This is a genomic window from Afipia broomeae ATCC 49717, assembly GCF_000314675.2.
Classification (GTDB): domain Bacteria; phylum Pseudomonadota; class Alphaproteobacteria; order Rhizobiales; family Xanthobacteraceae; genus Afipia; species Afipia broomeae.
The window spans coordinates 853800-876346 of record NZ_KB375282.1 but is presented as its reverse complement, the minus strand read 5'-3'; the positions used below and the strand labels follow the sequence as shown (position 1 = coordinate 876346).

Here is a 22547-nt window from a genome sequence, read left to right as displayed (position 1 = left end):
GACCGTTACGCCTTCACCAGTGCGCGATAATCGAGACGGCGATGGAACCAGTACTGATAGCCTGAGACATTCTTCTGCATCGCGACGTTGACGTAGGGCTGATACAGCGGAATGCGCGGAATGTCCGTGTAGGCGAGATCGACAAAGCCCCTTACGTCCTTTTCGTAGGTGGGCGTGTCGCCGACCGCGGCGGCATCGACTGCGCCGTTGATGAACTTGTCCATCTCCGGCGATTTGTAACTCATCGTGTTGAAGATCGAATTCTTGCCGCTGTAGCACCAGATGAAGAAGTATTCGGGATAGTCGAGCCATCCGGAGAATACGTTGGTATAAAGCGGCAGCACCTTCTTGTTTAGCTCTGTACGCCAGTTGGCGCCGGGGATCTTGTTGATGGTAGTCTTGATGCCGATCTGGCCGAGGCTTTCCTGAACCAGAATGCAAAGCGGCTCGTTGACACCGGCAAAACCGAGATCGAACGACAGCGTGGTTTCAAAGCCGTTCGGGTAACCAGCCTCCGCGAGGAGAGCTTTGGCCTTTGCGATGTCGGTGTTGAACTTGTGCGGCTGGGGCCAAGCGACTTCCGTCTCGCCGGTGCCGCCGAACATTGGCTTCGCGAGCCCGAACAACACTGCATCCATAATCTTCTGGTAAGGCAGCGCATAGGCGACGGCCTGGCGCACCTTCGGATTGTCGAACGGCGGCTGGGTGACGTTCATGCCGATGTACTGAACGCCGTTTGAGTATGGCGTCGATACAATGTTGAGCTTGCCGGAATCCTTCAGCTCGACGAAGTCCTTGTTGGGCAGATCATAGGAAATATCGGCATCGCCGCGTTCCAGCAGTGCCCGCCGGTTGCCGGACTGCGGGACCATGCGCCATATAACGCGCTTGATCTTCGGCATCGGTCCGCCGACCCAGTTTTCGTTGCGCTCCATCAGCACTTCGGTGCCGGCGGTCCAGCTCTTGACCTGATAGGCGCCGGAGCCCGCGGTGTTCTGTTTGGTGTATTCGAGGCCCCACGGATCTTTCTCGGTCGCGCTTTTCTTCACCAGTTCGGAATTGACGATGCAGGGAACGATCACCGCGAGATCAGGAATCGTGAGGCGATCCTTCTTCGCGAAATCCACGCGCACTGTATTGTCGTCGACGATAACGAACTGCTCGGGCTTGGTGAGCGAGCCTGCGCTCATCTGAAAAGTCGGGAAGCCACCGACGCTCACGGCACGGTCAAGCGACCATTTCACATCCTTTGCCGTCACCGGCGCGCCGTCATGAAAGGTGGCCTTTTTCTTCAGTTTGAACGTCACCGACATATCGCCGACGTTCATGTCCTCAGCCAGTTCAGGCTTGAACTTGTCGCGGTCGTAATACGGAACGCCGTTGGCGCCGGTTTTCATCTCATGGGTGATGAGGCGGTCGTAGCAATTCCAGGATACTTCGTATCCAGGCACATTGGTGCCGACACCGTGGATATCCAGATTGTTGGGGCCGCTTTCGGATACGATCAGCAGCGTTTCAGACCGCGCGTCCGCCTTTGCGGCAGACCAGATCGCCGGTCCCGGTAGCGCTGCACCCGCCGCTGCTCCGGTGACCGTCTTCAGAAAATCGCGACGCTTCATGATGTTCTCCAACGCGTTGAGACTTCGCTGGAGATGACTTCGCAAGCTTCGTGCCAAATCTTAAGAAGGTACTAAAACCCGACTAAGATGCTGTCTTGTTGATGGATTTCAGAAATCAAGAAGGGCAAGCCGGCTATTTGCAACTATCAGATTGCATACAAAGATGATCGTATGCATATTTTTTGTGCTCATTTTCGCAATGCACAGATTTTGTCCGAGCCAACGCACAGCATTATCGCGGTCCAATGTGAGCAATTTCGATCAGCGATCTCGGTGCGTAACGCACCTGCTTAGCTGCGCAGATAGGTCAGGCGCCACCGGACGAGATCGTCAGCCCCGGGACCCGCTTGCGGCTGCAAGTCGTTCAGTTGAACGGTTTCGCCTGTGTCCTGGTCAACCATCGCAAGCTTCACGGCCCCGCCGGTCTTTCGATTGGTAAACTTGAGCGGCGGCCCAGCCCTTCCGGACACCTCCCACTTGTCCCCCACCTGAATCAGCGCCTGGGTCAACAGGATCGTGTCCCTGCCCTTTCGCGTCAGAATGTATTCGTAGCGCTCTGGGTTCACCTGATAGCGGCGACGCTCAATCAACGCGTTTTCTTCGAGGTGCTTGAGCCGATCGGACAGCGTCGCGTTGGTCACTCCGGTCGAGCGGCGCAAATCCTCATACTTGCTCAGACCGAATGAGAGGTCGCGCAAAATCAGCACGGCCCATCGATCGCCGATCGCGGCCAATACGCCGGCGATCGAGCACGCCATTCCCTCAAAGCCTTTTGACTTCATAAAAGTACTTGCCTCCTAGTAACTCTTATCATTAGAGTAACTGACCGTCCAGTCTTCTCGGGACCGGACTGAGACGGCGCGAAAACAACGACATCGCAAAAGCGGTCTAGGGACGGCAACCATGAGCAAGCTTCGGCGCGCGCTGCGCCGCAACCCGGATAGCACTGCCGTCCCTGCACCTGTCGCTATCGATATAGCGAACATCAGCTTCTCCTGAGGCAGCGGCGGTATCCGCCCAATCGAACAGCCGTCGAACGGCAACGCGTATATCGGAGGAACAAGTGCCAGAGACCAACGAAAAACAACACACGGTGACGTTGACCGTCAACGGCATACGCCAGGCCGCGTCGGTGGAGGCGCGCAAGCTGCTGGTCCATCTGCTTCGGGACGATCTGAATCTGACCGGCACGCATGTCGGCTGCGACACCTCGCAGTGCGGCGCATGCACCGTGGATATCGATGGACAAGCGGTCAAATCCTGCACCGTTCTCGCGGTGATGGCCGATGGGTCGTCCATCACGACGATCGAGGGCCTAGCACCGGCTGGCGGTGCTCTGCATCCCATTCAAGCAGCGTTTCACGAACATCACGCCCTGCAATGCGGTTTCTGCACGCCGGGAATGATCATGAGCGTTCGCCAGTTGCTCAAGCAACACCCGAATCCCACGGAAGACGAAATCCGCCACAACCTCACAGGCAACATTTGCCGCTGCACCGGCTACCACAACATCGTACGGGCAGTTGAATCGCTTGCAGCGGGAGCACATCATCATGACTGAAGCAGCCGCCATCAGGTACATGGGTCAGCCGTTGCGGCGACGCGAAGACTTCAAGTTCATTACCGGTAAGGGGCGCTATACGGACGACATGAAGTCGCCAGGCATGCTCCACATGGCGATTCTCCGCTCGCCGCATGCCCATGCCGTCATCAAGCATGTTGATCTTTCTACGGCTCAGAGCGCGCCAGGTGTTCATCTTGTTTTGTCCGGTGCCGACCTCGTCGGAAAAATGGGCTCGATAGAACCCAACTGGGTCATTCCGGGGACCAAGGTCCCAGATCGTCCGGTTGTTGCGGTGGATCGCGTCCGCTTCGTCGGTGAATGCGTTGCGGTCGTCGTCGCCGAAACGCAGGCCCTGGCTCACGACGCTGTCGGATTGATCGAAGTTGATTACGAGACGCTCCCTGCCGTCATCGATGAAGAGGCCGCCATCCGCGAGGGTGCGCCCCAGCTTCATGACAACGTACCGAAGAACATTACGACGCTCTATAAGATTGGCGGTGGTGACTACAAGAAGGCCGCCAGCGAAGCGGACCACGTGATCAAGCTTCGTGTGATCAACAACCGCCTGATACCCACCTGTATGGAGACGCGCTCCATCCTTGCGGAGCCGAACGTCGATGGAACGCTGACCGTCAACATTCAGAGTCAGGTTCCTCACATGCACAGGCGCTGGATCGCCGATACGGTCCGCATTCCTGAGCACCAGCTCCGGATCGTCGCGCCGGACATCGGCGGCGGGTTCGGCGCAAAGATGCATCTTTATCCCGAGGAACTGCTCTGCCCTTATCTTGCGCGCCAGCTCGGCGTGCCGGTGAAATGGTGGGAGTCCCGCTCGGAGAGCCATCAATCCACCAACCACGGGCGCGCCCATACCGAGACCATCGAGGTTGCATTCCGCAACGATGGAAAGATACTCGGACTGAGAGTTGAAACGCTCGGCAACGTCGGTGCCTATCTATCGAATATGGCGTCCGGCGGCCCCACGGTAAACACGGTCAACTTCGGCACGGGTACGTATAAGATCGACAACTACGAGGCATTCTCCCGGGTCGTTGTCACCAATACCGTGCCGGTCGATGCCTACCGCGGTTATGGCCGCCCCGAAGGCGGATACATCGCGGAGCGTGCCATCGACGCGGTCGCACGTCATCTGAAGCTCGATCAGGTCGAAGTGCGCAAACGGAATTTCATTCAGCGCGCCGACTTCCCTCATCGGCCTTATAACGGACCGGCTGTGATCTACGACAGCGGCAACTACCAGGGCTTGCTGGCAAAAGCTCTGGAGGTTTTCAAGTACGATGAGAGGATCGCCGAACGCGATCAGTTGCGCAGTCAAGGCCGTTATCGCGGCATTGGCGTCGCCGCTTACACTCATATGTGCGGCATGGCCCCATCGCGCCGCTTGTCATTGATGGGATTCAATCGCGGAGGCTGGGAAAGCGCCCGTGTAAGCATCGACTCGAGCGGGCGCGCCACGATCTTCTCCGGCTCCATGAGCCAGGGCCACGGCCACAACACGTCACTTGCCCAGATCGCGGCAGACGTTCTTCAGATTCCGATCGAAAGCATCGACATCGTACAGGGCGATACGCGGCAGGTTCAGGCCGGCCACGGCACTTTCAATTCCCGCTCCATGGCAGTCGGCGGATCGAGCGTTCACGTCACATCGCAACGGATCGTCGCCAAAGCCAGGAAGATCGCAGCAAGCATGCTGGAGGTCGACGAAAAGGACGTTTCGTACCGGGCCGGGGAATTCAGCGTGCCGGGTACAGACATCGCACCACTCAGCTTCGGCAAGATCGCCCGCATGGCCTATGTCGGTCACAAGCTGCCTGACGGTATGGAGCCGGGTCTTGACGAAACGACGTTTTACGATCCGGCTGGTATGGGATCGCCTTCTGGAATCCATATGGCCTATATCGAAGTCGATCCTGAAACCGGCATGGTCGATATCCTCGACTATGTCGCGGTGGACGATGTCGGCACGATCATCAATCCCCTGCTCGCAGCTGGACAAATTCATGGTGGCGTTGTGCAGGGCATCGCTCAGGCTCTGTACGAAGAGGTTAGTTACGATCCGGACACCGGGCAATTGATGACAGGCTCGTTGCTGGACTATGCAGTTCCGCGCGCAGAGCATGTTCCCAATATACGCTCATCGTTTCAGGAGACGCCGTCCCCAACCAACCCGATCGGCGTCAAGGGTGTTGGCGAAAGCGGATCCATCGCAGCCCCGCCATGCATGGTTCACGCGGTGCTCGACGCACTGTCGCCGTTCGAAATCTTGCATTTGGATATGCCTATGACGCCACCGCGTATCTGGTCCGCGGTTCAACAGGCACGCGCAGGAGTTACTCAATGATCCCGGCATCCTTCGACTACGTCCGCGCGACTTCGCTCTCTGAGGTGATCGGCCTGTTGCAGAAGGACCCCGATGGCACGAAGCTCGTTGCTGGGGGCCATACGCTGATCCCGACATTGAAGCTGCGGCTGGCATCGCCGGCGTTGCTGATCGATATCGGAAGCATCGCAGAACTGAAAGGAATCGAGGTTGGTGACGGGATCAGGATCGGGGCGCTGACCAAACATGCTGAACTCCTGGCATCTCGCGAGTTGCACGACGTACTGCCGATCTTCCGTCAGGCCGCGGACATCATCGCCGACCCCCAGGTGCGCAATCGCGGCACCATCGGCGGTTCGCTGGCCAACGCTGATCCCGCGGCGGACTGGCCAGCCGTCGTTATCGCGCTGAAGGCAGAACTGGAGATCGCAGGTCCCAGCGGCTCCCGGCGCATCGGCGCAGCGGATTTCTTCGTCGACATATTCACAACTGCGCTTGAAACTGACGAAGTTCTGGTGGCGGTCCATATTCCGCATCCTGAAACCGGAACTCAGTTCAGGTACCGCAAGATCCGGCACCCTGCGAGCGGCTATGCCGTGGTCGGAATTGCGGTCGCCGCATCCCTGAATGATGGCGTCGTCTCGAACATCGCCATCGGGATCACCGGCGCGACTGGTCACGCCTTCGCGGCCGATACGGCAACTGGATATCTGGCCGGTAAAGCCCTTGGGCGAGAAACGATCGAAGCAGCCGCGCGGCTTGCGAGTGAGCAAGCCCCATGTCTGTCCGATCACTATGCATCAGCAGAGTATCGCCAACACCTCGTCAAGACGGAGGTCGCAAGGGCGCTGACGTCGCTGGTCGGGACCGCATGATCGCAGCTGTGCGCGACCCGCAATGGGGTCGCCCGCGGTCTATTTGCTCTTCCGTCTCGAAGATGAGCCACGGGGCTTTGCGGCTGTCCTGCCCCGGTCAGCCGCGGGGCTAGCAGCGGCCGCACCAAATCTCTTCCGGTTAAACGGGACGGCACCGGAGCCGGCAACAATCTCGATATCTTCAAGATGGAGCGGTTTACCGCGCGCAGTCAGCAATTGGGGATACTGGACCTCCTGCCCATTGGACCGGTCGTGGAAAACGACCTGCGGTCCCGCAGGCTCGGCTAGCCAGTCGTCACCCCATTTTTTAAGCGCCAGATAGGTCGGAAAAAAATCCCGGCCCTTTTCGGTCAATACATACTCATATCGGCCGGCATGTTCAGGCAGAGGAACACGGGTCATGATCCCGGCGTCGACGAGTTTCTTCAGGCGGGTACTGAGAATGTTCGGAGCTATTCCGATATAGTATTGGAATTCATCGAAGCGCTTGACGCCGTAATAGGCCTCGCGCAGCAGCAGGATCGACCACCGGTCTCCCACAGCTTCCATGGCGCGAGCCACCGAACACTCCTTATTGGCATTACGGCTTCGCTTCACATCGGCCATTGCAGGTCTTTCAATCCTCGAATCTTGCCGCCGCACAATATCGGAGGCCTATGTTCGTCTGTCCAGCACCCTCCTGCCCGCATTTAGTAGGGTTTTGAACCGCCTCGATGTCTTGCTGCCCCGCACTGTCAAGGACCGGAAGTAGCGTCGATGACAGGGCCGAACGGCTGCCACCGTTCTCCCACCAAGCGGCGGAGTTGCATGGATTTTATGGGGGCAAGATCATCCGGGCTGGTACTGACCTTGATGCCCGGCATCAGCATATCGACCTCAAAATTCGGGATGTTAGAGGCCTGACGCATGACATTGTCGCGGGTGAGGTCGTCGCCGGCCTGCTTCAGAACCTGCACCATCGTCTGCGCCATGACATAGCCCTGCGCATTGCCTGTCGCGGTCACATCGGCGCCGGCATAGTATTTTTCCAGAAAGGCCAGGTAGGCTCTGACGCCCGGATCACCGGCCATCGCCGGATCGGTCGCGTCCTTAAGAAAGCCGCCACTGATAATACCTTGCGAAACATCGAATCCTGCAGGTTTGATAACGCTGCCGATCGAAGCCGAAGGAATGTTGAGAATATGGACCGGCTTCCATCCCAGTTCTGCAATTTTCCGGATCGCCTGGGCTGCGAATTTCGGACCGGTGAAATTCATGAAGATATCGGCGCCACTGGCCTTCAGCGCGACGACCTGGGAGTCGACCGTCGGGACCGAAACTTCATAACTCGCTTCCGCCACGATCATCGAAGCTTTCGCACCAAGACCCTGCTTCAGACCGTTCAGAATGTCCTTGCCGTAATCGTCGTGCTGGTAAAGCACGGCGATCTTCCCGCCTGGGTGATTAGCCGCAATGTATTGGCCGTAAACCCTACCCTCGGTTAGAAACGACGGCTGGAATCCGGTGGTCCATGGGAAATTCTTTGGATCGTTCCATTTCGACCCGCCACCACCGACAAAGAGATGCGGTACCTTCTTGGTATTCACATACTTATGGATGGCCGTGTTGGTCGGAACACCAAACATGCTAAACAGCAGCAAGACTTCGTCGTTCTCGACCAGTCTGCGGGTTTGTTCCACTGTCTTGGGCGGGCTGTAGGCATCGTCGTAACTGATGAATTTGATCTTGCGACCATTCACGCCGCCCTCGGCATTCACCTTGTCAAAGTATGCGGCCTCGGCCTTCCCAATCAGGCTCCACGCGGAACCCTGCCCGCTATAAGGCATGGTGTTGCCGATCTTGATCTCACTGTCGGTTGCGCCAGTATCGTATTTCTTCTCCGCGGCGCCGGCATCGCCGCAGGCGAGTATGGCAATCGCCATTGCACAGGCCATGGATGTGATTGCGCGCATCTCGGCGTCCTCCAGACACAATTTCCCGTTTCGGCCGCGCATGACGCGCGGCCGACGATCTCGATCCGTGAAACAGGATTAATCAGGCCGCCTGGCCGGATTCCTTCGCCTTTACAGACGGCTCCGGCTGCGATGCGCGAGGATGCGAAACGAGCACACCTGCCTCTGCCAGACGCTTCAATTCCGACTCGGGGATGCCGAGTTCTCTGAACACCGCATAGTTGTGCTCACCCTGGAAAGCCGGTGTTCCGATCGGCGTCAGCTCATCGCCGGAGAAATGCCACGGCCGGCCCGGCAGACGATATTCGCCACCGTTACGATCCGACACATGTTGGACTGCACCCCAGTATTCACTCCACTCCGATTTGATGAGATCCTTGGTCGAGCGGATCTCGCCCATCGCGATCTTGGCTTCATCGAATTGTGCATCGAGGGTCGCCATGTCGGGGAACGTCAGCATCCACGACTGGATGATTTGATGCAACGCACCGAAATTCAGACGGCGGGCCGCGGCCGACGAGAACCGCGGATCGTCCATCAGATCGACCCTCCGCATAGCGCGCAGCCATGACGGAAACGTGCGGCTTCCGACGATGCTGGTCGCCACCGTGAAATGCTCACCGTTCGGCCCGGTGAAAAACGAGCAATCCGTTGCGCCAAGGATCGCGGGCTCCGCGCCGATATCGTCATCGGACATATCGAGATGGGCACGCTCATTGATCGCCAGCAGCGTTGCCGCCATGGCCACATCGATGTATTGGCCCTTACCCGACTTCTGACGGCTGTTGAGCGCGGCGAGAATGGCGATGACCGCTTGGAGCCCGGTGTAGACGTCGGCATGCGACAGGCTGTCGGTGCGCGGCTCCGCAAGCGCTTCGCCGTAGTGCCGCACGCTGTTGTGCGTGAATCCCGCCTCGGCCTGCACCGTCGGTGCGTAGGCCATGCGGCTGCGCCACGGGCCACTCTGGCCATAGCCTGTGATGGACGCATAGATCAAGCGCGGATTGCGCTTCGACAACGTTTCGTAATCGAGGCCGAAGAAGCCGAGCGTTCCCGCGCGAAAGTTTTCGACCACAATGTCCGCCGTGTCACACAGCTTAAGCACCAGCTCATACGCGCCCGGCAGATTCAGATTGATGCTGACGTTGCGTTTTCCGGCGTTCTGCTGGGCGTAATAGCCCGACATGCCATCCGTCGATGGAAACGCAAAGCGCGACACATCGGGGCTCGGCGGTTCGATCTTGATGACCTCGGCACCGAGGTCCTGCAACGTACGTGCACACAAGGGACCCGCCAGCACGCGGGAGAAATCGACGATGCGGATTCCGCTAAGAGGGCCACTCATGTCAGCGCCCCGCGAATTTGGCGAGACCCGGACCGTTCTTGCGGAAGGATGCAAGACCGGCCTTGAGATCCTCGGATGACCAGATCGGCGCCTGAATACGGGCCATGGCCTCGTCAGCAGCGTCAACGCCTTCATTGACTGCAACATGCACGAGCTGCTTGGTGGCCGCGTGAGCCAATGTCGGCCCCTGCGCGAACTCTTCCGCAACCGACATCGTCGCGCTTTCCAGCGACTCCTCAGGCACGGTGAGATTGATCAAGCCCCATTTCTCCAAGGTCGGCGCATCGTAGCGCCGCGCCAGCATGGACATTTCCTTGGCGCGCTGTGCGCCGATGCGCTGGACCTGACGCTGGATTCCACCGAGCAGCGGATGAAGCCCAAGCGTCGCCTCCACCGAACCGATCTTCGCCGACGACGCCGCAATGATGTAGTCGCAGCTCAATGCGAGTTCGAGCCCGCCGCCAAGGCAGACACCGTGCACGCTGGCGATCAGCGGGATCGGCAGTAATTCCATGAACCGAAGGAATTCAACACCGGTGAGCCGCCGATTCTCGTTGGTCTGATCGCCGCTGCCTTCCGAAACACGCTTGTCGAAGATGTCGAGATCGGCGCCCGCGGAAAAATGCCGCAAGCCGCTGCGGATCACGATCGCACGGCTGCCGTCTTTCTGCGCTTCTTCAACTTTTTCAACAATGGCGTTGATGAGCTTGGGGCCCAGCAAATTATAGGGCCGATAAACCATGGTCAGTATTGAGATATTGCCGCGCTGTTCGCGCGTAACCAGTGCATCCTCAGACAAGACGACTCTCCCGTTTTTCGCAGGCGCATTCATCCGCGCCGATGCCTTTGATAAATCAAGCCTAGCTAACGACTTTCAGTTTGCAAGTTTAGATTGACGCAGGTCAGCCATCCTGCCGCTCGACGCGGTTCTTCAGCACGCCGATGTTCTGAACCTCGAGCTCAATCTCGTCCCCATGCTCAAGGAACCAGCCAAGTTCGAGGCCGCATCCATTTCCGACCGTACCGGAGCCGATGAACTCGCCCGGCATCAAGGTCTCGTCCTGGGTGACATGCTGGATGATCTCTTCAAACGAGAAGAGCATGCCATCGCTCACACCTTTGGAGCGAACCTCTCCATTGACGCGAACTTCCATATTCAGCTTGTAGGGATCGCCGATTTCATCGGGCGTAACGATCCACGGCCCGAGCACATTGCCGCCATCGAAGCTTTTACCCTTTGCAGGGCCGAGCCGGCCTTCCATCTCGACACGCTGGGCATCGCGAGCAGAAAAGTCGTTGAAGATCGTATAGCCGAAAATATGATCCCGCGCCTTTGCAGCCGAGATGTTCGCACCCTTGCCCTTGGTGACGACGCCGAATTCAAGCTCATAGTCCATGACGTTGCTGTAGCGCGGCCATTTGACGGTCGTGTTGGTGCCCTTCACACTGAATCGATTGGTGATGTAGTAAATCGGCTGCTTGCGGTAAATTTCAGGAAGTTCGGGCAATGGCTCTGCTTCGAGGCGGGCCAATTCAGCTTTGTTGCCTTCCGCGCGGGCCTTAAGCTTCAGTTGGCCGCGAGGCGACTGGCGGATGTGCAGCGGAAACGACATGCCGTCCCGCATCTGACGCGGCTCTGGAAGAGGCGCCAGGATTTCGGCGTTAGAGACAGCCGTCGACAAATCCGCGTCGCGGCCATAACGCTCGAACAATGCTCTGGCCTGATCGAGCGCAGCCTCGCCGCCGTCAATCAGCGCGATCATGGAATTGAATGCCGGGTTGGCATTTCCGGCGCGTGAAGAGGCCGCAGCGATATCGAACAAACTCGTGTCGCCGTGATGCACAATCGCGACGCGTTCCTTGTCATTCAGACGGCATGTTGCAAGCTTCACCAGCCCATTCCTCCGTGATTTTTTGGCAGGAGCTGAAATTTCCGCTCCGTTTCGCTCAGAATAGATAATGACTTGCATTTTGCAAGTCATTATCTCCGCGAACTGCGCGTCGGAGAACGGCCGATGTCTCTAAAGCCAGAATCGCAGCCGCCGTACCGCGCGCATCTGCTTGAGACCATTCGAGTCTCCGCAGCGAGATCGTCAGCAAAGTCCTGCGGCAGGGCAGCCATGCAGAGGCCGGCGCAAAACCGGTGTGGGTTATCCCAGGGCCTTCAGCCAGTTGCCGATTTCGCGCAGCGCGTCATTCGCCTTGGGAAGGAGTTTGCCCATGGTGATAAAGCCGTGGAATTGACCGGGATATGTCCGGTGCGCGACCGGCACGCCCGCATCGCTGAGCCGCCTGGCGAACTCATCGCCTTCGTCGCGCAACGGATCAGCTCCGGCCGTCAGCACAATTGCAGGAGGCAAACCTTCAAGCTGCTCCACGACCGCCGGAGAAGCCCGCCAATCTCCGGAGTCGGCTTCATTGCTCAGATAGTGCCCGCGAAACCAGCGGACCACGGAATGAGTCAGCAAGGCGTCGGTCTCAGGCTCCGTGTGAGAGGGATGGCTCATTGAAAAATCGGTCGCAGGGTAGATCAGAACCTGACCAGCGATTTTCGGTCCCGCAACCCGCGCATTGATGGCTACGATTGCAGCGAGGTTACCGCCGGCACTGTCGCCGCCCACCATCAGCCGGGTCTGGTCTATCTTCAACTTACGGGCGTTAGCAGAAATCCACTCCGTCGCGGCAATGGCATCATCGACCGCCGCGGGAAATTTGTGCTCTGGTGCGAGCCGATAGTCGATCGACACCACAATGAGCTGCCCCTCATCGGCAAGCGTGCGGCAGACCACATCATGGGAATCGAGATTGCCGATGACCCAGCCCCCACCGTGAAAAAAAATAAGGCACGGTGACAGCCCCTCTGCCTGTCTCAAGGTCAGGGGCTTGTAGAGGCGCGCGGGAATCGCTCCACCCGGCCCAGGTATCGTTATCGATTCCGCCGATGCAATACGGGGCGGTTCGGGATTGGAAACAACGCGACTCGCCAGATACATCTGGCGGGCTTCAGCCGGAGAAAGCGTTTCATACGGCGGGCGGCGAGCTTCACGGAAAGCGTCAAGAACAGCGGCTGCATCCGGATCAAGAACAACTGGCATACAACTCCCCGTGGGCTAGGACAGGCAGTGATCTTTACTTGCGGGAATTGTTAACCTGCGGCCTTTCCGCTGTCGATGCTGCCCCTCTTGAAGTGTCGCGTTTGGAATGAGCGACTGTCAGATTCCGCCCATACAGAGGTACTTGATTTCGAGATAATCCTCGATGCCGTACTTGGAGCCCTCGCGGCCATTGCCGCTTTCCTTGACACCGCCGAAGGGGGCGACCTCGGTTGAAATGATGCCTTCGTTGATGCCGACCATGCCGTACTCAAGCGCCTCGGCGACGCGCCATACCCGGCCGATATCGCGGCCGTAGAAATAGGCGGCCAGCCCGAATTCGGTGTCGTTGGCGAGGCGGATAGCCTCTTCTTCAGTCTTGAACCTGAACACCGGAGCCACCGGACCGAACGTCTCCTCTCGAAAAATCAGCATATCCGGCGTCGTGCCGGTTAGCACTGTCGGCTCGTAAAAAGTCCGCCCGAGAGCATGACGCTTACCGCCCACCGCCACCCTGGCACCCTTGCCGGTCGCGTCGGCAATATGCTCTTCGACCTTCTCGACCGCAGCCATGTTGATCAGCGGTCCAATGGTGACACCCTCACCAAACCCGTCGCCGACCTTCAGACCACGAACCGCCTGCGATAACCTTTCAACGAACGCGTCGTAAATCTTGTCCTGCGCGAAAATACGATTCACGCAAACGCAGGTCTGCCCGGCATTGCGATACTTTGACGCCATCGCCCCCTTTACGGCAGCATCGATGTCCGCGTCGTCAAACACAATGAACGGCGCATTGCCGCCGAGTTCCATCGACGTTCGTTTCACGGTGGACGCGCTCTGCTCCATCAGTTTCTTGCCAATCTCGGTCGAGCCCGTGAAGGTGACCTTGCGCACGATCGGATTGGACGTCATCTCGCCGCCGATCGCAGAGGCCGATCCCGTCACCACGGAGAACACGCCCTTCGGCACGCCCGCCCTTTCGGCAAGTACGGCCAGGGCCAGTGCAGAGAGCGGCGTCTGGCTGGCCGGTTTCACTACCATCGTACAGCCTGCCGCAAGCGCCGGTCCCGCCTTGCGGGTGATCATTGCGGCTGGGAAATTCCACGGCGTAATCGCAGCGCATACACCGATAGGCTGCTTCAGAACAACGATGCGTCGATCCGAAGTGAAAGGCGGAATCGTATCCCCGTAAATGCGCTTACCCTCCTCTGCGAACCACTCGATAAAACTCGCCGCATAGGCGATCTCGCCCTTGCTCTCCGCCAACGGCTTGCCCTGTTCGGCCGTCATGATGGCTGCAAGATCATCCTGATTGGCAATCATCAGGTCGAACCACTTGCGCAGAATTGCTGAACGCTCCTTAGCGGTCTTTGCCCGCCACGCTGGAAGCGCGGCATTTGCCAGTTCAATCGCGCGCCTGGTTTCGCCGGCGCCCATGTTGGGGACGCTGCCAACCAGATCGCCATTCGCCGGATTGTCGACCTTGATGGTGCCGCCGCCGTCCGCGGCAACCCACTCGCCACCGATAAAGCAGGCGTCTCGCAGAAGAGAAGCGTCTTTCAGGGTCAGTTTCGAAGCCATTTTATGATGCCTTGTTAACGGGTGTGACGAGCGTTTCGCGCAATTTAAACCGGATAATCTTACCCGATCCCGTGCGCGGAATCTCGTCCACGAAATGAACCGAGAACGGAACCTTGTAGGACGACAGATGCCCACGGCAATGATCGAGGATGTCCTTGGTTCCTACATTCGTGCCCGTCCTGGCAACAACGAACAATGCCGGCACCTCGCCTAAATGCTCATGGGGAATTCCAACCACCGCGCTGTCGACCACATTCTCGATCGTATTGACGACTTCCTCAATTTCAGCCGGCGCGATGTTCTGGCCGCCACGAATGATCAATTCCTTCAAGCGTCCGGTGATGGTGAGAAATCCATCACGATCGCTCTTGGCAAGGTCGCCTGTGTGATACCAGCCCTTGCGGAGCGCGGACGCGGTCTCCTGCGGCTTGTTGTGATAGCCGCTCATAAGGTTGGGTCCGCGTACGATCAGTTCGCCTTCCTCGCCGATCGCGACATCGTCACCCGTTACCGGCGAAACAATCCGGACGGCAAGACCTCCAAGCGGCAGGCCGCAAGACCCCATCACCCGCGTCCCGGTTTGCCAATTCATCGTCACCATTGTTGATGTTTCGGTAATCCCATAACCGTCCAGTAGCTTGATCCCGAAACGAGATTCAAACTCCCGATTGAGCGTAGCGGGCATGATGGCACCGGCTGACACGCTGAGCCGCAAACCCGGAATTCTCAGATCTGACTCCGCCTTGGTCGCTTCCAGAAAATAGTGAAACATTGTCGGCACGCCGGGAAAGAGGGTGAACTCGCCCGTCTTTAACAGACGCACCGCCTCGGTCGTCGAATACTTATCCATGATGTATTCGGTCGCTCCCGCGGCAAGAATGCTGAGAACCGACAAATTCAGCGCATACGAGTGAAACAAAGGCAACGGCGAAAGCACGACGTCCTTTTCCGAAAGCCCCGCGATCGGTACCCAGCACGCTGCGGTCACCCACAGCATACTATGGACCGAGAGAACAACGCCCTTGGCCCGGCCGGTAGTGCCGGATGTATAGATAATGAATGCGGGTTGCTCGATCTCGATCGGATCCTTCGGCTGCGACCTTGGTGCTGATGCCGCGAGGCCCTCGTAACGCAATCCCTCACCCCGCTGCGCACCCTGGCTAACAAAGACATTGACACCGAGAGCCGGCAGTTGCTGCTGCAATCTTGCAATTAACGACGCTTGCTGGTCCGTGGTGATGACGCCAGAGCAATCTGCATCCTGCAATCGATACAGAATCTCCGATTCGGTAGCTTCATAGCTGATCGGCACGCTAATCGCGCCCGCGCGATTGATCGCCAGGCAGCTCTCAATCCATGCCACCGAATTCGGAAGAAAGATCGCGACTTTATCGCCAGCCTGAATTCCGTTGTCCGCAAGGTGTCCGGCAAGATTACCTGTGCGCGTTGCGAGCTCAGCGTAAGTCACCTTCGATGACGCATCACGATAGGCGATCTTCGATCCACGATCCGTTGCATGGCGTTGGAGCAACACCGGAATCGGCGCTATCAAATCGGTGTGCAGCATATTTGCTCTCCCGTGTCGCTTTCCGTCAAACCATACTGAACCCGCCGCTGATGCTGACAGTCTGCCCGGTTATCCATCCGCCGTGCTTCGACGACAGCAGAGTCACCATGGGCGCGATGTCCGACGGAAAGCCAAGACGGCGCAACGGATAAAGCTTGGTCAGTTTGTCGCGATTGGCATTGACCCATTCAAGATCATGAGGGGTTTCGATCAAACCGAGCGAGATAGTGTTTGCGGTAGTTCCGAAACGTCCGAATTCACGAGCCAGCGACTTCATCAACGCGATGACACCGGCACGTGCGGCGGCAACGATTGCAAGTCCGGATTCCCCGACCCGAGACGAATCGCCAACCAGCGCAATGATCCGGCCGTCACCAGCTCTCTCGAGATGAGGTGCCGCCGCTTTCGAGATATGGATCGCGCCATAAAGACAGATGTTGATCTGCTTCTGCCACTCCTCGGGAGTCGTTTCGACGAAACGATTCCGAAGCGCAACGCCTGCGTTATTCACGACGATATTGAGGCCGCCAAAATCCGAGGCAATCGAGGTAACCATGGTGTTCACTTCATCGAAATTGGCGACATCGGCTTTGTAAGCCTTGGCCTTGCCGCCAGACTTCTCGATCTCGGCCACCACAGCCTCGGCGCTGCTACGCGATCCATTATAGTTGACGGCGACCATAGCGCCTTCCGCAGCAAGGCTGAGCGCTATCTCGCGCCCCACGTCGCGCGCGCCGCCAGTGACCAGAGCCACCTTCCCCTTCAACTGCATATCCATTTTTCTTGCTCCTCAAGAGTGTGCTTTTGCGTTTTCGATCAGGCGAAACAATCTTTCCGGCGTCACCGGAAGCTCAAAGACATCGATATTGAGCGAAGCCAATGCATCTGAAATGGCATTAGCGACAGCCGCCGGGGCTCCGATTGTGCCCCCCTCGCCCATCCCGCGGAAACCACCCAGCGTGGTTTTTGAAGCGGCCTCGATATGCACGACGTCGATCGAAGGAACCTCGCTTGCCGAGGGAACCACGTAGTCAACGAGACTAGCCGTTACGTTCTGGCCTTCATCGTTGTAGATGACTTCCTCATAGAGCGCGGCACCGATGCCCTGCGCCACACCGCCATGAACCTGGCCATCGACGATCATCGGATTGATAAGCTTGCCACAGTCCTCAGCGACGAGGAATCGCTCCAGCTTCACCTGATAGGTTTCCGGATCGATCTCCAATACCGCGACGTGAGCCGCCGTAGCCGCTGTGCCAAACACCGGATCATAGGTCTTTGTCGACGACAATTCCTCACGTTGATCGCTGGGAATGCGTCCCATCTCCGAATAGACCGCGCGTGCAAGCTCTCGAAATGTCATCGCCCGGTCGGTACCCGCGACTGCGATCCTGCCATCCTCGATCGTCAGATCCGCAACCGACGCTTCCAGCAAATGAGATGCGGCACGTAGCACCTTCTCTTTGACGTCTTGGGCCGCGAGCGTCGCGGCGCCGCCGGCAAGCACCGCGCTCCGGCTCGCGTAGGAGCCCGTAGCATTCGGAACCGCGGCGCTATCTCCGTGAATGACGCGGATGTCCTGTAACCGCGCGCCAAGATGCTCTGCAACGACCTGGGCAAACGTGGTTTCGTGCCCCTGTCCGTGCGCCGCCGTACCGACAGCAACCGTCACAGCACCGGTAGAATCGATCAGTATCTTGGCGGTTTCAGTTCCTGTATTGATCGGCATGCCAGGCGCAACGGAAATACGCGACCCAATTCCGGTGAGCTCCGCGTAGCATGCCATACCGATGCCGAACCAGCGCCCCTCGGCCCGCGCCTGGGCCTGACGCTCTCGCAACGTGGCGTAGCCAATTCTCTCGCACGCCGCTTCAAGGCACTCGGTAAAGCTGCACTGATCCCATACGATTCCCGACCCGATCTTGTGCGGAAACTCATCCGGCTGAATCATGTTTTTCAGCCGAAGCAGTTTTGGATCGACATTGAACTTGCGCGCCGCCATGTCCATCAGGCGCTCGGTCACGAACGTCGATGCCGGGCGCCCGACACCACGATACGGCCCCATCGGCGGCTTCGAGGTCGCAACCCCACGCACACGGCCGCGATAATGCTGGATTTTGTATGGCCCCGGTAGGAAGCTGACCACCTGAACGGGCTCGAGTACGGCCGTCCATGGATAAATCGAATACGCTCCGACGTCGCCGATGACATCCGCCCGAAGCGCAACCGCAAAGCCGGCTTTGTCAAAACCGAGTTCGGCATCGATAATCTCGTCGAACCCCTGGCTGGTCGAAGCAAGGTCTTCAAGACGATCGCTTGTCCACTTCACCGCTCGGCCAAGATGACGCGCGGCAAATGTCACAAAGAGTTCCTCTGGATAAAGCGAAGCTTTTCCGCCGAAACCACCGCCAACATCCGGCGCGATCACACGCAGCCGGTTACCTGGCATGTCGAGGGCTTCCGAGAGCGCGTCACGGATGATCCCGGGAATCTGTGTTGCCGAATACAACGTAAGTGCATCCTGCCCCGCCGAATATTCGGCGACATAGGAGCGATTCTCCATTGCAAGCGGGGTCTTGCGCCGCATCCGGAAGCGGCCCGAGACCCGAACAACGGCATTCTCCATCTCGGCATCGACGTCGCCGCGCTTGAATTCGCGCGAGAGCAAAACATTTGTCCCAATTTCTTTATGCAACAGCGGAGAATCCGGCTGCACGGCGGCTTCAGGATCTATGACAACGGGCAGAGCCTCAAAATCGATCTCGATCAGCTCAATCGCATCTTCTGCGAGATACCGGCTTTCCGCGACGACCGCGACGACGGGTTCCCCGACATAGCGAACCTTGCCCTGAGCGAGCGCGACAAGCGGGGTCGCGTGATAGTTCGCCATCCGCGACGTTGCGATAAGCGGCTTGATTCGGCCTTCCAAGTCTGCGCCGGTGAATATCCCTATCACACCCGGAGACCGGCGGGCTGCCTCACAGTTGATTGAAACGATGCGAGCGTGTGAATGATCGCTTCGCCGGAACGCGACATGAAGCATTCCGGCGGACTGTCGATCATCAACGTAATTGCCGTTTCCCGTCAAAAGGCGCGGATCTTCAGTACGTCTCACACGCGCGCCGACCATCTTTGGACGCGTTGCGAGATCATCTCCGACGTTATGCATGTCCTTTCCTAGTCGGACTTTCTCAGTCATATGCGTGCGGACCTTTGCGCAATTGATCCCACTGCGCGCTATCATGACTGCATATAACGGTCGCGCCGCCGGATTCGATCTTGCGGACTTCTGCGAACGACTTCAAAAATAGTTCGGCATTTTTCGTATTGCGCGGAACGGTATTGTTATCGAGATTGGCGCGAAGACTCACCGCGTCGGAGGTCAAAAGGAATTCTCCGCTGCGATCCAGCTTGACCAGCGCACCTATCGTTCCTGGCGTATGGCCCGGCAGAGGGATCAAGGTGATCTTTCCGTCCCCGAAAATATCCGTTTGCCCGGCAATGACATTCATGGGGATCGGATGATCCCAGTCGATCGCGAGGTAGCCGCTGCTTATCGCATCCGGCGCTTTCGCCGCCTCAAGCTCAAGCGCATGAACAAAGATCGTCGCCTTCTTGAAGAACTCATTGCAGCCGCAGTGGTCCGTATGGAAATGCGAACAAACCACAACATCCACATCGTCGGGGCCGAGCCCGACGGCTTTGAGACCGCTAAGAACATGTTCGCCGGGCGGCATGATGGGGGTCATGAATTTTGCAAGCCCACCCAGCCGCGCCTCGGGGTTTTCAGCCACTTGCGGATGACAGCCCGTATCAAACAGCACATTGCCTTGGACATGCCGCATCAGCATGCAGGACACTGGCAGATCGATCATTTCTGATCGGTCCGCGTCCGGAAAGTAAGTACTCTTCTTCATACGAAGACGGCCACCGGACAGAACATGCATCTTCATGGCATCTTCTCCTTCAACGCATCCGATGCGGATCGCACGGCGCGCACGATATTTTCATATCCGGTACAGCGACAAAGGTTTCCCGATAGTCCTTCGCGGATATCGTCATCCGTTGCGAGCGGATGCTTGGCGATCAGATCTTTTGCTGTGATCAGCATCCCTGGCGTACAAAACCCGCACTGCAAGGCGTGATGCTCCCGGAAAGCCTCCTGGATTACACCCATATTGTGGATGGTCCCGAGGCCTTCAACTGTCTCGATTTCACAACCATCCATCTGTACTGCCAGCAACAGGCATGAGCGCACGCTGTCGCCGTTCACAATGATGGTACATGCGCCGCAAACTCCGTGCTCGCAGCCGATGTGAGTTCCGGTCAAACCAAGCGTATTCCGCAGGAAATCCGCCAAGAGCAACCGAGGCTCCACGCTTTTCTCGTGCACAACGCCATTCACCGTCACCTTGACATCGCGAGAGATGGTCATGTGGCCATTCCCCCGGCACGCTGCCACGCGGCAGTGAGTGCGCGACGCGCCAGAACGCCGACGAGATGACGGCGATAATCCGACGATGCATGCAAATCAGAATTCGGCTCAACCGCTACCCTAATCGATGCGACGGCTTCATCCAGCAATTCATCGGACAATTTCTGACCGGCAAGGAGATGCTCGGCATCAGTTGCCCGCAATGCGGTCTCGCCGACCCCCATCATCCCAATCCGCACTTCTCCGATCACGCCATCGGCTATGGAGACGGTGGCAGCAACACATGCGAGCGCAAAATCGCCGGAGCGCCGCGCAACTTCCTCGAAGCCCCATCCGGTTTGCGGGGGCAATTTGGGAAATTCAATGTCGGTCAGAAGATCGTCATCACCAAGATCCGTGGTAAGCGCGCCAAGGAAGAATTCCGCGGGATCAACGGTCCGCCGGCCAGCACTCGACGCGATTCCTAGCTTCGCATTGAGAAGCAGGGACATCATCGGCAGCTCAGCGGCTGGATCAGCATGAGACAGGCTACCGCCAATGGTGCCGCGATTACGGATGGCCAGGTGCGCAACGAAGGTCATCGCTTCGTGCAACACCGGAAAATACTCAGAAACGATGCCCGACGTTTCAAGGGAGACGTGACGCGTCAAAGCGCCGATCCTGATCGACTTCCCGCAATCCTCTATGCCTGCCAGACCCGGAATACGATTAATGTCCACCAGCACAGAGGGCCGAAGCAGGCGAAAGTTGAGCATCGGCACGAGACTTTGACCGCCTGCAATGATCTTGCCATCGCCTCCCGCGGCTGCAAGCGAGGCCACAGCGGATTCCACGCTATCGGCGACGACATAATCGAAGGCAGCGGGCTTCATCTGCTCAGCATCCCTTGAATGCGGGTGGCCGTTTCTCGGCGAAAGCTTTGCGGCCCTCTTTATAATCATCGCTTGCGGAAACGCGGTCGATGAAACTTTGTGCCGACCTCGCGTCGAGGTCACCGGCCCCCATCGCAAGACCCGTCAAAATCAGCTTCGCTCCAGCTATCGACAATGGTGCGAGCGTTGCGATATTCGCCGCGAAACCCTTGGCATCACCCATCGGATCGCTCGATACGCGATCGGCAAAGCCCATCTTTTCGGCTTCACGCGCGTCAAATCGCTCGGCGCCGTAAAGGATACGCTTTGCGCTGGGGAGGCCGACCAGCGACAACAGCCGCTGCGTGCTGCGAATACCATAAACGATCGAAAGCTTTGCGGCCGGAATGCCGATCGACGCATTCATATGCGTGAAGCGAAAATCGCACGCCATGGACAGGTGACATCCGCCGCCAAGGCAATACCCCTCGATCACCGCAATGACCGGCTTCGGCACATCCGCGATAGCGTCGGATGAAGCATCCACCGCCGCCTCATAGGCAGCGCTTTCTTCGACGTTCGACCGAACCGTGCCGAACTCCGAGACGTCAGCACCGACGCTGAAGTTGCCGCCAGTTCCAGTCAGAATAATCACTCGGACGTCTGGGTCTGCGCCGAGTTTTCCGAAGAGTCGAGCCATCTCCTGCCACATCGCAAGCGTCATGGCGTTGCGCTCGGCGGGCCTGTTCAGCCTGACGACCGCAATCTTGTCGTCAACCGTGACTTCGATATCAGCCAAGACTTCCTCCCGCAGACGACTAGATCGACGCCCGCTTCAATGCTTTGTCATTCTCGGATTGTTCCGGATTGCCGCTGACCAGTTCTCCAAACCGGTCGAAGAATTGTCCGGCGAGCTTTTTCGCCGTTGAATCGATCAGCCGCGCGCCAAGCTGCGCAATCTTACCGCCGACCTTTGCCTGGACGTCATAGTGGAGGACCGTATGCGCAGAATCCAGCGCTTCCAGCCTGACAGTCGCGCCGCCCTCGGCAAACCCGGCGATGCCACCTTGCCCCTGGCCAGTGATGGTATAGCCTTCCGGAGGGGCGATATCGGATAGTGTAACGCGTCCAAGAAACTTGGCCTTGATGGGCCCGACTTTCAGAACAACCGAAGCCGCGAATTCCGTCTCCGACGTCATATCAAGCGTTTCGCAGCCGGGGATGGCCTGACGAAGGATGACGGGGTCGTTTAACGCCGCCCAGACATCGGCCTGCGAGGCATTCAACGTGGTTTGTCCCGACATTTCCATACAAATACTCCT

General features: G+C 58.1%; 20 protein-coding genes. 3 read left to right on the top strand and 17 right to left on the bottom strand.

Annotated elements, in window-relative coordinates; genetic code table 11:
* Positions 1-5: 5 nt before the first annotated feature.
* Complete coding sequence (locus tag HMPREF9695_RS04125; RefSeq protein WP_006019541.1) at positions 6-1619, bottom strand: ABC transporter substrate-binding protein; 1614 nt, start codon at positions 1617-1619, stop codon at positions 6-8.
* A 290-nt stretch (positions 1620-1909) separates the two neighbouring features.
* Positions 1910-2353: a winged helix-turn-helix transcriptional regulator gene (locus HMPREF9695_RS04120; RefSeq protein WP_245258712.1), complete on the bottom strand. Its 444-nt coding sequence runs from the start codon at positions 2351-2353 to the stop codon at positions 1910-1912.
* A gap of 329 nt (positions 2354-2682) precedes the next feature.
* Between HMPREF9695_RS04120 and HMPREF9695_RS04115 the strand changes: the two genes are divergently transcribed.
* The 3 genes from HMPREF9695_RS04115 to HMPREF9695_RS04105 are packed head-to-tail and all read left to right on the top strand — an operon-like array spanning position 2683 to position 6399.
* Positions 2683-3180: a (2Fe-2S)-binding protein gene (locus HMPREF9695_RS04115; RefSeq protein WP_006019539.1), complete on the top strand. Its 498-nt coding sequence runs from the start codon at positions 2683-2685 to the stop codon at positions 3178-3180.
* Positions 3173-5545: a xanthine dehydrogenase family protein molybdopterin-binding subunit gene (locus HMPREF9695_RS04110; RefSeq protein ID WP_006019538.1), complete on the top strand. Its 2373-nt coding sequence runs from the start codon at positions 3173-3175 to the stop codon at positions 5543-5545. Before HMPREF9695_RS04115 ends, HMPREF9695_RS04110 begins: the two co-directional genes overlap by 8 nt.
* Positions 5542-6399 carry an FAD binding domain-containing protein gene (locus HMPREF9695_RS04105; RefSeq protein ID WP_006019537.1) on the top strand — a complete coding sequence of 286 codons (858 nt, stop codon included), beginning with the start codon at positions 5542-5544 and terminating at the stop codon, positions 6397-6399. Before HMPREF9695_RS04110 ends, HMPREF9695_RS04105 begins: the two co-directional genes overlap by 4 nt.
* A gap of 39 nt (positions 6400-6438) precedes the next feature.
* Here the strand turns inward: HMPREF9695_RS04105 and HMPREF9695_RS04100 are convergent, their stop codons facing one another.
* The 15 genes from HMPREF9695_RS04100 to HMPREF9695_RS04030 form a co-directional block, all read right to left on the bottom strand.
* Positions 6439-7005 (bottom strand): winged helix-turn-helix transcriptional regulator, encoded by a 567-nt coding sequence (locus tag HMPREF9695_RS04100; RefSeq protein ID WP_024919771.1) that lies wholly within the window; start codon positions 7003-7005, stop codon positions 6439-6441.
* Positions 7006-7133: 128 nt separating this feature from the next.
* Positions 7134-8351 carry an ABC transporter substrate-binding protein gene (locus HMPREF9695_RS04095; RefSeq protein ID WP_006019535.1) on the bottom strand — a complete coding sequence of 406 codons (1218 nt, stop codon included), beginning with the start codon at positions 8349-8351 and terminating at the stop codon, positions 7134-7136.
* Positions 8352-8433: 82 nt separating this feature from the next.
* Positions 8434-9696 carry a CaiB/BaiF CoA transferase family protein gene (locus HMPREF9695_RS04090; protein ID WP_006019534.1) on the bottom strand — a complete coding sequence of 421 codons (1263 nt, stop codon included), beginning with the start codon at positions 9694-9696 and terminating at the stop codon, positions 8434-8436.
* Between the two features lies 1 nt (position 9697).
* On the bottom strand, positions 9698-10495 hold the full coding sequence (locus tag HMPREF9695_RS04085; RefSeq protein WP_041711861.1) for an enoyl-CoA hydratase/isomerase family protein: 798 nt from the start codon (positions 10493-10495) through the stop codon (positions 9698-9700).
* 103 nt (positions 10496-10598) lie between these two features.
* On the bottom strand, positions 10599-11588 hold the full coding sequence (locus HMPREF9695_RS04080) for a fumarylacetoacetate hydrolase family protein (protein WP_006019532.1): 990 nt from the start codon (positions 11586-11588) through the stop codon (positions 10599-10601).
* A gap of 258 nt (positions 11589-11846) precedes the next feature.
* Positions 11847-12791, bottom strand: a complete 945-nt coding sequence (locus HMPREF9695_RS04075; protein ID WP_006019531.1) for an alpha/beta hydrolase — start codon at positions 12789-12791, stop codon at positions 11847-11849.
* A gap of 117 nt (positions 12792-12908) precedes the next feature.
* The gene (gabD, locus tag HMPREF9695_RS04070) at positions 12909-14372 is read right to left on the bottom strand and encodes an NADP-dependent succinate-semialdehyde dehydrogenase (protein ID WP_006019530.1); all 1464 of its coding nucleotides are present in this window, start codon (positions 14370-14372) and stop codon (positions 12909-12911) included.
* Position 14373: 1 nt separating this feature from the next.
* Entirely contained in the window at positions 14374-15939 is a 1566-nt protein-coding gene (locus HMPREF9695_RS04065; protein WP_006019529.1) for a class I adenylate-forming enzyme family protein, read from the bottom strand.
* A 25-nt stretch (positions 15940-15964) separates the two neighbouring features.
* The gene (locus tag HMPREF9695_RS04060; protein ID WP_006019528.1) at positions 15965-16717 is read right to left on the bottom strand and encodes an SDR family NAD(P)-dependent oxidoreductase; all 753 of its coding nucleotides are present in this window, start codon (positions 16715-16717) and stop codon (positions 15965-15967) included.
* Positions 16718-16729: 12 nt separating this feature from the next.
* Complete coding sequence (locus HMPREF9695_RS04055; RefSeq protein ID WP_347335803.1) at positions 16730-19069, bottom strand: xanthine dehydrogenase family protein molybdopterin-binding subunit; 2340 nt, start codon at positions 19067-19069, stop codon at positions 16730-16732.
* A 61-nt stretch (positions 19070-19130) separates the two neighbouring features.
* On the bottom strand, positions 19131-19892 hold the full coding sequence (locus tag HMPREF9695_RS04050) for an N-acyl homoserine lactonase family protein (RefSeq protein WP_006019526.1): 762 nt from the start codon (positions 19890-19892) through the stop codon (positions 19131-19133).
* Positions 19889-20374: a (2Fe-2S)-binding protein gene (locus tag HMPREF9695_RS04045; RefSeq protein WP_006019525.1), complete on the bottom strand. Its 486-nt coding sequence runs from the start codon at positions 20372-20374 to the stop codon at positions 19889-19891. The genes HMPREF9695_RS04050 and HMPREF9695_RS04045 overlap by 4 nt, the downstream gene beginning before the upstream one ends.
* Complete coding sequence (locus HMPREF9695_RS04040) at positions 20371-21246, bottom strand: FAD binding domain-containing protein (RefSeq protein WP_006019524.1); 876 nt, start codon at positions 21244-21246, stop codon at positions 20371-20373. Before HMPREF9695_RS04040 ends, HMPREF9695_RS04045 begins: the two co-directional genes overlap by 4 nt.
* Before the next feature lie 4 nt (positions 21247-21250).
* The gene (locus HMPREF9695_RS04035) at positions 21251-22024 is read right to left on the bottom strand and encodes an enoyl-CoA hydratase-related protein (protein ID WP_006019523.1); all 774 of its coding nucleotides are present in this window, start codon (positions 22022-22024) and stop codon (positions 21251-21253) included.
* Positions 22025-22043: 19 nt separating this feature from the next.
* Complete coding sequence (locus tag HMPREF9695_RS04030) at positions 22044-22535, bottom strand: SRPBCC family protein (protein ID WP_006019522.1); 492 nt, start codon at positions 22533-22535, stop codon at positions 22044-22046.
* Positions 22536-22547: the final 12 nt, after the last annotated feature.